Here is a 13508-nt window from a genome sequence, read left to right as displayed (position 1 = left end):
TTATGAGCCGGCCGCACGACCCTTTCTTCGACGGTGACCAGCGCGCACGCCGCCCCGGCCTGCGCCTGGCCGCCGAGGATGGGCAGCGCGCGCCTGGCATGCCCGAAGAGCCACAGGACCCCCTGGCCGGCCTGGCAGGCCAGCCGGCCATCGACCCGCTGCTGCACTGCCTGGCCTGGCTCACCCAGCACCATGGCCGGGCCCGCTCCCCGGAATCGCTGCGGGCGGGGGCGCCCGTCGAGGGCCAGCTCAGCCCGGACCAGGCCATCCGCCTGATGCGGGAGGCCGGTTACAACGCCGGCCTGTTGCGCAAGGGCATTGACGAAATCAACCCGCTGCTGCTGCCCGCCGTGCTGCTGCTCAACGGCGGTGATGCCTGCGTGCTGGTCCGCCGCCTGGACGATGCAGAGTCGGGCAGCGCCACCCGGTATGAGGTGGTCTTCCCCGGCCCGGAGGCCGCCAGTTGCGTGGCCCCCGCCTCCGAGCTGGACCAGGAATACAGCGGTTTCATCCTGGCGGTGACACCGCAGGAGCAGTCGCAGGCCAAACCGCTGGCCGGTGAACCGCCGCTGCTGCAGCCGGAAAAGCACTGGCTGTGGGGCACCTTGCGGCGGTTTGTTCCGTATTACCGCTCGGCCATGCTGGCGGCGCTGCTGAGCAATGTCCTGATGCTGGTGTCCGGCCTGGTCACCTCGGTGATCTACGACAAGGTCATTCCGCACCAGGCCTATGTCACGCTCTGGACGCTGGCGGTGGGGGCCGGCCTGGCGCTGCTGTTTGACATGTTCTCGCGCCAGCTGCGCAGCCACCTCATCGACCTGGCCGGCCGCAAGACCGACCTGATCATCGGCGCCAAGCTGTTCCGCCAGACGCTGGGCGTGCGCATGGAACACAAGCCGGCCTCCGCCGGGTCCTATGCCCACTATCTGGCCCAGGTGGAAGTGGTGCGGGACTTCTTCACCTCGGCCACGATGTCGGCCCTGACGGACCTGCCGTTCATCGTCATCTTCGTGGCCATGACCTTCGTCGTGGGGGGGCCGCTGGGCTGGGTGCTGATGGCGGCGATTCCGCTGATGCTGGGCATGAGCCTGGCCATCCAGGGCTACCTGCGTCGCGCCATGCGAACCAACATGACCGAGGCCGCCGACCTGCATGGCACGCTGGTGGAAGCGCTGGAAGGCCTGGAGGATCTGAAGACCTCCGGCGCCGAGGGCCGATTCCTGCGCCGTTACGAGCAGAGCACCGCCATCGTGGCCGAGTCCGCGCTGCGGGCGCGCACCATGTCCAGCTGGAGCATGAACATCTCCATGACCATGCAGCAGCTCATCAATCTGGTGATGCTGGTGTGGGGCGTGTATCTGATTGGCGATGGTGCCATCACCGCCGGCGCCCTGATTGGCGCCGTGATGTTTGCCGGCCGCGCGACCATGCCGCTGAACAGCCTGGTCAGCCTGGCCACCCGCTATCAGGGGGCGCGGGCGGCAATGCTGTCGCTGAACTCGGTGATGAGTGCGCCGACCGAGCGGGAATCCCAGCGTAACTATGTGCCGCTCACCCAGATCACCGGCCGCATGGGCCTGACCGATGTCGGCTTCAGTTATCCGGCGCAGGGCGACGCTCAGTCGCCCAAGGTGCTGCGCAATGTCACGCTGCGCATCCAGCCCGGTGAACGCATTGCCATTCTGGGCCGCATCGGCAGTGGCAAGTCGACCGTGCTGCGCATGCTGGCGGGGTTGTACCAACCGACCGAAGGCATGGTGGAGGTGGATGGGATCGATCTGCGCCAGGTGGATCCGGCCGAGTTCCGCAGCAAGGTGGGGTTTGTGTCGCAGGAGCCGCGGCTCTTCCACGGCACCTTGCGAGACAACGTGCTGATGGGCCGCCATGTGGATGCCCAGCGACTGGTGGAGGTGGCCAAGCTCACCGGCCTGGACCGTGTGATTGCCACCCATCCGATGGGCTGGGACCTGCCGGTCGGGGAAATGGGCGGGCTGCTGTCTGGCGGCCAGCGGCAACTGGTGGCGCTGGCACGCAGCCTGGTCACCCGGCCGCAGATCCTGCTGATGGATGAGCCGACCAGCTCGATGGATGCGCAGTCCGAAATCGCCTTCCTGCGCCAGCTGCGCGATGCGGCGGGCGACTGCACGCTGGTGATGGTGACCCACCGCCCGGCGGTGCTGGAGCTGGTGTCACGCATTCTGGTGGTGGACAGCGGGCGTCTGGTGATGGATGGCCCGCGTGACCAGGTGCTGGCAGCCCTGTCCGGCGTGCGTCCGGCTGGAGCGCCCGGCCAGGCTGCAGCGCCGGGCGGCCAGGGGGCGCCGCACCGGCCCAGGCCGGCCAGGCCGCGCAGGGGGGCCATGGAACGGCTGGCACGGTTCACATGCATCCGGCGGCCCAGCCGGTGCAGCGTAACGCGGCCGTCTGAACGGCTGGGTGAGCAGGAAGTCGAGCATGTCCCAGCAACGCGCCTTGTCCCGCGAGGACAACCTTTTCGTCAGCAGCGTCCAGGCGGCGCTGATGGATGAGCCGCTGCCCAAAGCCGTGTGGGTGCTGTACCTCCTGGCCATCGTGCTGTTGGTGGGCATCACGTGGTCATCCCTGGCCACGGTGGATGAGCTCACCCGCAGCGACGCTCGCGTCGTGCCAGACGGCAAGGAGCAGGTGGTCACGAGTGTGGAAACCGGAGTGTTGAGCAAGCTGCTGGTGCGTGAAGGCGAGGAAGTGGAGGCCGGCCAGCCGCTGGCCGAGCTGGATCCGACACGCGCCGAAGCCGCCCAGAACGAGAGCCAGGTCAAGCGGCTGGGGCTGATGGCGCAGGTGTCTCGCCTGCGGGCCGAAGCCCTGGGCATCCCGCTGAAGTTCCCCGTCGAAGTGCAGCAGGTGCAGCGGCTGGTGGACAGTGAATCCGAAGTCTTCGACACCCGCCGCCGCGTGCTGGAGGAGGCGGTCTCCAGCTTCAACCGCAGCATTGGTTTGCTGTCGTCGGAGCTGAAGATGGCCCAGGACATGTCGGCCAAGGGGCTGATGTCCAACGTGGAAGTGATGCGGCTGAACCGGCAGGTGAATGAGCTGCAGCAGCAGCGCAATGAGCGGGTGAGCCGCTTCCGTCAGGAGGCCAGCTCCGACCTGTCGCGGGTGCAGACCGAGCTGGCGCAGATCGATGAGCAGATGGTGGTGCGCCGTGATGCCTTGCAGCACACCGTCTTGAAGTCGCCGGTGAAGGGCTTCGTCAAGAACATCAAGATGAACACCGTCGGCAGCGCGGTGGCCTCCGGCGCGGCCATCATGGAGATCGTCCCCATGGGCGCGCGGGTGATGGTGGAGGCGCGCATCAAGCCCAAGGACATCGGTTTCCTGCAGGTCGGCCAGGCGGCCGTGGTGAAGGTCAACGGCTATGACTTCAACGTCAACGGTGGCATGCACGGCAAGATCGAATACATCAGCCCGGATGCGCTGGGTGAGACCGAGAAGAACGGAGAAGGCACCTACTACCGCGTCATCGTGGCGGCGGAGCGGGTGGACATCAAGCTCAAGGGTGAGCCGCTGCCGGTGATCCCCGGCATGACGGCAATGCTGGAGATCCGCACCGGCGAGCGCTCGGTGCTGAGCTACCTTCTGCGGCCGATGCTGAAGTCGCAGGAGGCCCTGCGGGAGCGTTAATGCGGCGCCCTTGGCGGCTGTTTTTACGTTTGAACGCAGGTCTTGCGACACGGCGGTGACGGGCCGGGGAGGGGTGCGGGACAGTCCGGCACCACCTGCGTGGGAACGCAGGGCGCATGAGCGTGGAAGAGGGCCGGGGTTTGGCTGCTTATCGGGGCTTTGGGCGGGACCGGGCGTGGTCCAGTAGAGGCATGGGAAATTGCTTGCAGTTCGCGTGACCATGACTCAATCGACTCTGCGCCGGGGCCTGCGGCGCCATTCAATCAGCGCTCCTGTGGCGCTTGCGCTGACCGCCGGTCTGGTGCCTTCGGCCTGGGCACAAGATCCGCCTCCGAGCCGCTGCAGCGATGACGGCTCGTTGCCGCAGTCGTCCTCGGCCGTGCGGGATGCGGCCTTGCTGGAAACCGGCTCGGCCGATCCGCGCGCGCAGTTGCAGGAGATGGTCCAGCGGGCGCTGGAACGCAGCAACTCCATTGGTGCCAGCCGGTTGCTGGCCCAGTCTGCCGAGGCCGATCTGGCCGAAGCGAAAGCGCAGCGCCTGCCCACGGTCAACCTGGGGATGACCGGCGCGCATGTGGGCACCCAGATTCCCGGCGAAGGCCCGGCGGGGCGCAGCTCCGGCTTGCAGGGGCGGGGCACGCTGAATGTCACGGCGCCGCTGTATGACTCTGGCCGCATCACCAAGCTGACCGAATGGCGTGCGCAACTGGCCGAAGCCGCCCGCTACAGCCAGAGCAGCGCCGAAGAGCAGGTGGCGCTGCAGACGGTGACGCTGGCGCTGGACCGGGGCCGTTATCAGCTGCAGGCGCAGGTCTACGGCCAATACACCCGCAAGATGGCCTGCCTGGTCGAGGCGCTGGAGATCATCACCAAGGCCGACCGGGGGCGTGCAAGCGAACTGGTGCAGGCGCAAAAGAGCCTGCAGCAGGCGGATCTGTCGTATGAGCAGACCGTGTCTGCATTGCGCCAGACCGAGGTCCGGCTGCGCCGGTATGTGGGCGATGAATTGCCGCGGCCGGCGGCGATGAGTTCGGTGCTGGCGCGTCTGCCGGATCTGAATGAAGCGCTGGCGGATGTGCTGGTGTCCGCTGATGTGTCGCAGGCCGCGGCCACAGCGCAGGCCCAACGCAGTTATGCCGAATCGGTGCGCGCCGGGCAACAGCCCAGCGTGAGCCTGCTGGTGCAGGGCATTGCCACCGTGGGCCAGTCCAAGCAGAACGAGTGGATCGGTGGTGTCCAGGTCAATATTCCCATCGTGCAGCCGGGGGCTGATTCAGCCTTGACGTCCGCGCGACGCCGGGCGCAGGCAGCCTCGATGCAGCGCGATGACACCATCGAAGCCAAGCGCTACCGCGTGCAGGAGATGTATGAAGCGGCGCAGTCGTCCCTGGACCGTGCGCGGCGGATTGTGGAGATCCTGCGCAACAGCGACCGGGTTCGGGGCTTCACGCTGCAGCAATGGCAGCAGCTGGGCAAGCGCTCGCTGTTTGATGTGATGGCAGCCGAAGGCGACTACTACTCCATGCGGATCAGCCATGTGAATGCGCTGTACGACGCCCAGCAGGTGGTGGCCATCATCTGGTCCCAGGGGCGTGGGGTGGTGACGCCGTTGCGGTGAGCGCGGCGGGTGCTGGCACCTGTTGGACAGGTGCGGGTGGTGTCGTTTGACATCTGAACCCCTTAAAAATCAACAACTTGTGCCGGTGTTCGGGTAGAAGCTGCGGCCGACACCAAGTTCTGCAGCAGCCCAGGGCCGAAGAACCTAAAATCTCAGCTTGTTTCGCTCCCTTCGGCTTTGATCGCGTCGAAGCCACCGACCAGCGGAGTTGTGATGCCCAAGTTCTCCAAGTTCGATTCACCATTCTCGAGCCCCGTGGGCCGCGCCGCGCTGCGTGCGGAGCGCTTGAGTGTGAGCGCCTCCGCTAGGGGCCAGGGGGCGCCCACCGACTCTGCACCGACGCTCTCCGATGCTGAACATGCCTTGGTCGCTGCCATGGACGCCCATCCCGAGCGCTTGACGTGGGGGGCTGCCGTCTCCGGGGTGTTCGATATCGAATGAATCTCCATCGGCCCGTCCTGATGTCCATGGCCTTGAAGGACAAACTGGACGGACTGGCACCGAGTGGTCATCAAACGTTTAAAGCCTCGTTCTTGGATTGGGCCGCTGCGGGCAAACCGAATCCCCATGCAATGTTCGGTAGGAACAAGACGGAACGTGACTTGTCCCATGTCCACCTCCATCCGACGCTGACGGATCCCGAGTCCCTGGAGAGGTGGAGATTCCGAGGTACGAGTGACCGCAACCTTTTCTACGTCGATTCGCTCGCGCACGGCTACCTGTTGATTGACATCGTGGGGGATCCTGGAGCCCACGACATGTGGAAGCCGGCGCAGGCAAAGAAGCTGGGCGATTGGACCGAAGTGGCGGAAGCGTTCTGTCTTGGTGGCGCGGGGGCCGTCAGCGCCTTGATGCAGCGTCGGGCACGCTCGCGGTAGCGCAGTCGCTCCCGGCGGTCACCACGCTCACCACTCCCATGAAAAAAGCCGCCCGAAGGCGGCTCTGTGCATCTGGCTCGCGGGCTCTGCGGTCCGCGTTCCAGATTACTTGACGCTGCGGCGGCGTTGGGCAAAGCCCAGGCCGGCCAGGGCCAGACCCACCAGGGCCAGGCTGCCAGGTTCCGGCACGTTGATCGTCAGCGAACCATCCAGGGTCGATTGACGAATCAGGGCAGAACCGGAATTCCACAGCTCCGACGCCGACGGCAGCGGCGAATCCACGTTGGTGTCCAGAATCCAGCTCACCGAGATCGGGCTGTTCTGCCAGTTGCTGTAGAGCGTGCCCAGGCCCAGACCGGAACTGAAGAAGTTCTGGATGAAGCTGTCGCCTGCGGCATAGCTGTAGTCCACGGTACCGTTGATGTAAACACTGCCCGGCTCAACGCTCGAGCTGTCCACGATCAGGCGCAGCACTTCCTTGCCGTTGTTCGGGTCGTTCGTAGCGCTCTGGTAATAAACGCTGAAGACACCCGTGGTGTAGGACACCGAGTCGGTCACGCCGTCACCGTCCAGGTCGATGGTCGTGCCAACGATCTGGTAGGCGTAGGTCAGGCCCCAGGCGCCGCCCAGACCGGTCGTGGTGTTGGCGCCCGTGCCGTATTGCGGGAAGCTCACACCATTGCTGAAACCGTTCAGGTCCGGCGAGGCGGGGTTGTTCAGGGCGTCGATGTTGTTCTGCGACGGAATGTTCGGGTAGTTCGCGTTCACCGAACCACCGTTGAGGGTGGTCTTGGTGCCCGCCGAGAACCCGTAGAAGTTCATGATCGACGGGATGTTGGTGTCCACCACCGTCGTGCCGGGAACCGTGGGGTCGCCCAGGTAGATGGAAGTGGCCAGGGTGCCGCTGTAGCCCAACTGGTCGAACACCGCCGTCGTGGTGGAACCGTTGGGCTCGAGGTTGAAGTCGGAACCCGTATTGATATACAGCGGTGATGCCAGGGCCGGCGCCGCAGCTGCGCCCACCACCACCAGGGAGGCCAGGGCGAGCTTCGCTTGCTTGAACATGTGTCTCTCCTTTGAGATGCGTCTTGCCAGATGCACAGGGAAGCGGTGTCTGCCGACTTCTTGGCGGAGATAAAAGCGAGGACCGTGCCAGTCGTCTAAGTTCATTAAAAATCAATCACTTAACGTTTGGTTGCGTGAATTCTTCGGGCCGTGTGTCAAGTTTGTCGACACGGTTGATGGGACAGCCTCACGCCGCCGCTTCGGTTGTCAGGCGGCATACTTGAGACCACACAAAAGACAAGCAGGGGCTCCACATGACCAGCGCCGTGCCACCAGACGCTGACCCCACCCGGCAGCCGGGCCACACCTTCAACTATGAGCGGGCGTTTTCCCGCAACATTGGTTGGGTCACCGCCGAGGAGCAGCAGCGCCTGCGCCGGGCCCGGGTGGCCATTGCCGGCCTGGGCGGGGTGGGCGGCGCCCATATCCTGACGCTGTCCCGCCTGGGCGTGGCCCACTTCAACATCGCCGATTTCGATGAGTTCGATGTCCACAACATGAACCGCCAGGCCGGCGCCTTCATGTCGACCATGGGCCACCCAAAACTCAAGGTGATGGAGCGGATGGCGCTGGATGTGAATCCGGAAAGCAATATCCGCCTGTTTCCGGAAGGGGTGCAGGACCACAACCTGGATGATTTCCTCAAGGATGTGGACGTGTATGTGGACAGCCTCGACCTGTTTGTCCTGCCCACCCGTCGCAAAGTGTTTCAGCGTTGCCGCGAACTGGGCATTCCCGCCATGACCGCCGCCCCACTGGGCATGGGGGCGGCTTTTCTTTATTTCAGCCCGACGGGCATGAGCTTCGAGGACTATTTCAAGCTCGAAGGCCGCCCCTCCAACGACCAATACGCCCGGTTCATCGCCGGCGTGTCGCCCGCGATGCTGAACCGCAAATACCTGGTGGTGCCGGAATCGGTGAATTTCGCGGAGCGGCGGGGACCGTCCACCGGCATGGCCTGTGAATTGTGCGCCGGGGTGATGGCCACCCAGGTGCTTAAACTGCTGCTCAAGCGCGGCCCGCTGAGGGCGGCCCCGTGGGGCCTGCATCTGGATGCCTACCGAGGCATTCTCAAACATACCTGGCGTCCGGGCGGCAATGCCAATCCGATTCAGCGCTTGCTGATCAGTTTGATCAAACCCCTGCTTCGGGGGGGATGAACGCCCCTTGCCCTTCTACCGCACCAGCGGTGAAGTAGCACGGAATTCCATCACGCCCCCTGGGGATCGCCCTCAGTCCAGGGGGTTCCATACCCGGCCGCACTGAGGTGCAATCCGGCTAGTTTCCAGAGGGGTGGACATGTTCAAGAAGACTGGGTCAATGCACTGGACGGGCCGCACGATCCTGCGGATGGTCGGGGGACTGATCGCGGCAAGCCTGGCCTTGACCGGTTGCTCCACCGCTGGCAAATATCCGCCCGCTCCGGTGAGCGCCAGCCAGGCCGATTACAGCTATGTGGTGGGTGCCGGCGACAACCTCAACATCATTGTCTGGCGCAACCCCGAGCTGTCCACCACCGTGCCGGTGCGTCCGGACGGCAAGATTGCCTCGCCGCTGATCGATGAGCTGCCGGTGCAGGGCAAGAATTCGGTGGAAATCGCCCGGGACATCGAAAAGACCCTCTCCAAATACGTGCGCGACCCGGTGGTGACCGTCATCGTCACCAGCTTTGTCGGCCCCTACAGCGAGCAGATCCGTGTGGTGGGAGAAGCGGCCAAGCCGATGTTCCTGCCGTACAAGCAGAAAATGACGCTGCTGGACGTGATGATTGCGGTCGGCGGACTCACTGATTTTGCCGACGGCAACGGCGCCAGCATCCTGCGGACCGCCGAGGGCAACAAGCAATATTCCGTGCGGCTCAAGGACCTGATCCGCCGTGGCGACGTGTCCGCCAATGTCGAGATGCGGCCCGGCGATATCCTCATCATCCCCCAGAGCATTCTTTGATTCCTGGCGCCGGATCGCACGCAGGAGTCGTGGCCGACCCTGCGCCGGGCCCGTTTTTCCGCAGTACCGCCCCATAGAGAGATCGCCGCATGGATTCCCTCATCGCCCAGCTGATGGCTGTGTTCAAGCGCATGTGGCGCTACCGCTGGCCGGGGCTCATGGCTGCCTGGCTGGTGGGCATCATCGCGGCGGTGGTGGTGTTTGTGCTGCCCGACCGCTTTGAAGCCAGCGCTCGGGTGTATGTGGACACCCAATCCATCCTCAAGCCGCTGATGTCCAACCTGGCGGTGCTCAACAACACCGAGCAGCAGGTCAGCGTGCTCAGCCGCACCCTGATCAGCCGGCCCAATGTGGAAAAGCTGGTGCGCATGGCCGATCTGGACCTGCGCGCCACCTCCAAGTCCGACCAGGAGGCGCTGATCGAACGCGTCACCCGCAACCTGTCGATCCAGTCGGCCGGTGGCACCACCAACAATCTCTACATCCTCTCCTACCGCGATTCGTCGCCGGAGGTGTCCAAGAAGGTGGTGGCCTCGCTGCTGAGCATCTTCATGGAATCCAGCCTGGGGGCCAGCCGCAAGGACAGCACCACCGCCGCCACCTTCCTGAACGAACAGATCAAGAACTACGAAACCAAGCTGGAAGAGGCTGAAGCCCGCCGCAAGGAATTCCGCCTGCGCAACCTGCAACTGACCGCGCAGGACGGCAAGGACTCGGCGGCCCGCCTGGCCGAAGCCAGTGCCCAGCTGGACGCCGCGCGGCTGCAGTTGCGTGAGGCGGTGAATGCCCGTGACATGGCCAAGCAGCAGCTGGAGATCGACAACAAGCGCAGTACCAGTGGCGGCAGCTTGCAAAGCCTGATGCAGGAAAGCTCGCAGAAACTGGCCACGCCGGAAATCGACAGCCGCATCGAAGGCCTCAAGCGCAATCTTGACGCGCTGCAACAGCGCTATACCGACCAGCATCCGGACGTGGTGAACACCAAGCGTCTGATCAAGGACCTGGAAGAGCAAAAGAAAAAGGAAGTGGCCGACCTGCAGAAGGCCGCGCTGAACAACCCGGTGGCCGCCGGTGGCCGCGCGGACAGCCTGGCCAACCAGGAACTGGCGCGGGTGCTGGCCACCAAGGAAGTGGAAGTGGCGTCGCTGCTCGCCCGGGTGGACGAGCTGCAGGGCCGGTATGCCCTGGCGCAAGGGGCCATCAAGATGGCGCCGCAGCTGGAGGCGGAATTCGCCCAGCTCAACCGCGATTACGAGGTCATCAAGAAGAATTACGAGGAAATGGTCTCCCGCCGGGAATCGGCCGCGTTGTCCACCGACCTCGACAACACCTCCGGCGTGGCGGATTTCCGCATCATCGATCCCCCCCGGGCGTCGTCCAAGCCGGTGGCGCCCAACCGTCTGATGCTGCTGGGCGCCGGTCTGGTGGTGGCGCTGCTGGCCGGGCTGGTGACCGCCTTTGCCGCCAGCCAGGTGCGTCCGGTCTTCCATGACCTGAGCGAGCTGCGTCATCGCCTGGAGCTGCCCATCCTGGGCGTCGTCTCCCGGCAGGAAACGCAGGAGGACCGGCGTCGGGCCAAGGTGGATCTGCTGCGCTTCGGCGTGGCCTCGGGCAGCCTGGCAGGTCTGTATGCGCTGGGGTTGATTGGCATGGCCGTCTGGCTCAGCCGGCAGGTGGGGTGACGCGATGACAAGCCTGATCGAACAAGCCGCCCAACGGTTGGAACAACTCAAGCAGGCCGGCGTGGACCTGGGGCCCGCCCCGGCGGCTCAGTCGGCTGTGCCAGTGGCCGCACCCGTCGCTGCCCCCACGGTTGCACCTGCCGCCGCGCCTGGGGCCAACGCGTTCAACGCGCCGATCTCTGCAGCTGCCGGTGGTGCCGCCGCATCGGCGCCGCGTGCGCGTGGTCCGCAGGAGGGCGGTTCCAAGCGGGTGGAACTGGACCTGGAGGCGCTGGCCGCCCAGGGCTTCCTGACTCCCAATGCGCCGCGCAGCTACCTGGCGGATCAATACCGCAACGTCAAGCGCCCGCTGATCCGCAATGCCATGGGCAAGGGCGCGGCGACGCTGCACAACGCCAATCTGATCATGGTGACCAGCGCCTTGCCTGGAGAGGGCAAGAGCTTCACCTCGCTGAACCTGGCCATGAGCATCGCGGCCGAGTTCGACAACACCGTGATGCTGGTGGATGCCGACGTGGCCCGCCCGTCCATGTTGCGGATGCTGGGGTTGCCGCCCGGCCCGGGTCTGCTGGACGTGCTGGAGAACTCGGTCGACATGGCCGATGTGCTGATCAAGACCAATGTCGACAAGCTGACGCTGCTGCCCAGCGGACGCCCGCACGAGCGCGCCACCGAATTGTTGGCCAGTGATGCGATGACCGGGCTGCTGGACCACATGGCCAAGCGTTATGCCGACCGCATCATCATCTTTGATTCCCCACCGCTGCTGCTGACCACCGAGTCCCGGGTGCTGGCCACCCACATGGGCCAGATCGTGGTGGTGGTGCAGGCCGAGCGCACGCCGCAAAGCGCGGTGATGCAGGCCATCGCCACCATCGAAAGCTGCCCGCTCAAGATGGCGCTGCTGAACCAGGCATCGGCCAAGGCAGACGCCGGCTACGGCTATCACTATGGCCAGTACGGCTATGGCCAGGGCTATGGCTATGGTTACCGTCGCGACGGGGCTGACGCCGAGGGCGACACGCCGGCGGCCAGTGGCAAGGCCTGAGGCGATGCACCGCGCCGGCTTCCCTCGTCGTTCCCGGCGCCAGGCCGCCTGCCCGATGGCCGCCCTGATGGCCTGTGCGCTGCTGGGCCTGGGGGCGATGGCGGGTGCGCGGGCGCAGAGCGATGGCGCCAGCAGCGATGGCGGCGAGGGCACCAAACGGCTAGGCCTGACGGTGGTGCCGCGCATCGGCCTGTCCGAGACCTGGACCGACAACCTGACCCTGGCCCCCGACGGTCGCCGCGACCGTGCCCTGATCACCGGCATTTCTCCCGGCATCACCATCACCAACCGGACCGGCTGGGTGCGTGGGGTGCTGGACTACACGATGGACGGCCTGGTCTACCTCAAGAGCGACCAGAGCAGCCGTGTGCAGAACCAGCTGCAGGCGCGTGGCAATGCGGAGCTGATTCCTTCGACCGTGTTTGTGGATGCCACCGGCAATATCAGCCAGCAGTCGATCTCGGCCTTCGGCCAGACCTCGCCCAGCAACGACCTGGACAACCCCAACCGCACCGAGGTGCGTACGCTGACGGTCTCGCCTTACTGGCGCGGCATGTTGAGCACCCTGGCCAGCTTCGAGCTGCGCGCCACCGGGCAGGTGCGCGATTCCAGCGAGGGCGGCAGCGGCAACAGTTCCGCCAGCGGCGACACCAAGGAAGGCACGCTCAGCTTCAGCCTGAGCGGCCCGCAGGGCAGGGCGCTCAACTGGGGTCTGCAGGCCTACACGCGGCGGGTCCATTACGACCTGACCGGCCAGGACAACCGCAGCAGCAGCACCGTGGGCACCTTGAACTGGGTGCCGGATGTCGACTGGGTGCTGGGGGTGAGCGCCGGCCGCGAAAAGAGCGACTACCTGGGCGACGACACCAGCACCATCTACGGCCTCAACCTGAAGTGGACACCGACCCCCCGCACCACGCTGAGCGGTGATTGGCAGCACCACCATTACGGCAACAGCCACAACGCGGTGCTGGAGCACCGCATGACCCAGCTGGTGCTGCGCCTGACCAGCACCCAGGCGGTCAACACCGGCAGCGACCCCAGCGGCCAGATGACCAACTACCAGCTGCTGGACCTGCAATACAGCAGCATCGAGCCCGACGCCGCCAAACGCGACGCGCTGGTGCGCGCCATGCTCGCGGCCATGGGCCTGAGCGCCAACGCCGTCAGCAGCAGCGGTTTCCTGACCAACAGTGCCACCTTGCAACGTCGAAACGAAGCGGCCCTGGCCTGGAGCGGCCCGCGCCTGACCCTGACCGTGGCCGCCAACGACAACAAGAGCCGCGCCCTGAGCACCACCACGACCAGCAGCGACGATCTCGCCCTGGCCAGCAACATCCGCCAGCGGGGTGTCACGCTCAGCGTGGCCTACCGCTTCACGCCGCTGAGCACCGGCAACCTCACCTACACCCGCCAGACCAGCAGCGGTGATGGCACCGGCGCCAGCCTCTCTACAGGCATGTCGTCGGTCTACGCCACCACCACCACCCGCCTGGGCCCCCGCACCGATGCGACGCTGGGCCTGCGCCACACCCGTTCCGACGACCAGTCCCTGGGCTACCGCGAAAACGCGGTCTACGCCCAGGTGACGCAGCGTTTCTAGGCAG

Annotated in this window: 11 protein-coding genes; 10 read left to right on the top strand and 1 reads right to left on the bottom strand. The window is 65.5% G+C overall.

Annotation, left to right across the window (positions count from 1 at the left end):
• The first annotated feature begins 2 nt into the window (after positions 1-2).
• The 5 genes from OU995_RS23490 (at position 3) to OU995_RS23470 (ending at position 6159) form a co-directional block, all read left to right on the top strand.
• Positions 3-2528 carry a type I secretion system permease/ATPase gene (locus OU995_RS23490; RefSeq protein ID WP_267832581.1) on the top strand — a complete coding sequence of 842 codons (2526 nt, stop codon included), beginning with the start codon at positions 3-5 and terminating at the stop codon, positions 2526-2528.
• A complete protein-coding gene (locus OU995_RS23485) occupies positions 2455-3663 on the top strand; it encodes an HlyD family efflux transporter periplasmic adaptor subunit (RefSeq protein WP_267832580.1) in 1209 nt (402 codons plus the stop codon). Before OU995_RS23490 ends, OU995_RS23485 begins: the two co-directional genes overlap by 74 nt.
• A 220-nt stretch (positions 3664-3883) precedes the next feature.
• Positions 3884-5281: a TolC family protein gene (locus OU995_RS23480; protein ID WP_267832579.1), complete on the top strand. Its 1398-nt coding sequence runs from the start codon at positions 3884-3886 to the stop codon at positions 5279-5281.
• 213 nt (positions 5282-5494) lie between these two features.
• Positions 5495-5722: a hypothetical protein gene (locus OU995_RS23475; protein ID WP_267832578.1), complete on the top strand. Its 228-nt coding sequence runs from the start codon at positions 5495-5497 to the stop codon at positions 5720-5722.
• Positions 5719-6159: a type II toxin-antitoxin system YafO family toxin gene (locus OU995_RS23470; protein ID WP_267832577.1), complete on the top strand. Its 441-nt coding sequence runs from the start codon at positions 5719-5721 to the stop codon at positions 6157-6159. Before OU995_RS23475 ends, OU995_RS23470 begins: the two co-directional genes overlap by 4 nt.
• Before the next feature lie 105 nt (positions 6160-6264).
• Here the strand turns inward: OU995_RS23470 and OU995_RS23465 are convergent, their stop codons facing one another.
• Complete coding sequence (locus OU995_RS23465; RefSeq protein ID WP_267832576.1) at positions 6265-7224, bottom strand: PEP-CTERM sorting domain-containing protein; 960 nt, start codon at positions 7222-7224, stop codon at positions 6265-6267.
• 254 nt (positions 7225-7478) lie between these two features.
• Between OU995_RS23465 and OU995_RS23460 the strand changes: the two genes are divergently transcribed.
• From OU995_RS23460 to OU995_RS23440, 5 genes are all read left to right on the top strand, one after another.
• The gene (locus OU995_RS23460) at positions 7479-8384 is read left to right on the top strand and encodes a ThiF family adenylyltransferase (RefSeq protein WP_267832575.1); all 906 of its coding nucleotides are present in this window, start codon (positions 7479-7481) and stop codon (positions 8382-8384) included.
• A 139-nt stretch (positions 8385-8523) separates the two neighbouring features.
• Entirely contained in the window at positions 8524-9171 is a 648-nt protein-coding gene (locus tag OU995_RS23455; RefSeq protein ID WP_420714756.1) for an XrtA/PEP-CTERM system exopolysaccharide export protein, read from the top strand.
• A gap of 89 nt (positions 9172-9260) precedes the next feature.
• Positions 9261-10853 carry an XrtA system polysaccharide chain length determinant gene (locus OU995_RS23450; RefSeq protein WP_267832573.1) on the top strand — a complete coding sequence of 531 codons (1593 nt, stop codon included), beginning with the start codon at positions 9261-9263 and terminating at the stop codon, positions 10851-10853.
• A gap of 4 nt (positions 10854-10857) precedes the next feature.
• The gene (locus OU995_RS23445; RefSeq protein WP_267832571.1) at positions 10858-11901 is read left to right on the top strand and encodes an XrtA-associated tyrosine autokinase; all 1044 of its coding nucleotides are present in this window, start codon (positions 10858-10860) and stop codon (positions 11899-11901) included.
• A gap of 4 nt (positions 11902-11905) precedes the next feature.
• A complete protein-coding gene (locus OU995_RS23440; RefSeq protein ID WP_267832570.1) occupies positions 11906-13504 on the top strand; it encodes a TIGR03016 family PEP-CTERM system-associated outer membrane protein in 1599 nt (532 codons plus the stop codon).
• Positions 13505-13508 lie beyond the last annotated feature (4 nt).

The organism is Roseateles sp. SL47, from assembly GCF_026625885.1.
Taxonomy (GTDB): Bacteria; Pseudomonadota; Gammaproteobacteria; order Burkholderiales; family Burkholderiaceae_C; genus Roseateles.
The sequence above is the reverse complement of the archived record's forward strand: the minus strand, read 5'-3'. Positions and strand labels throughout refer to the sequence as shown.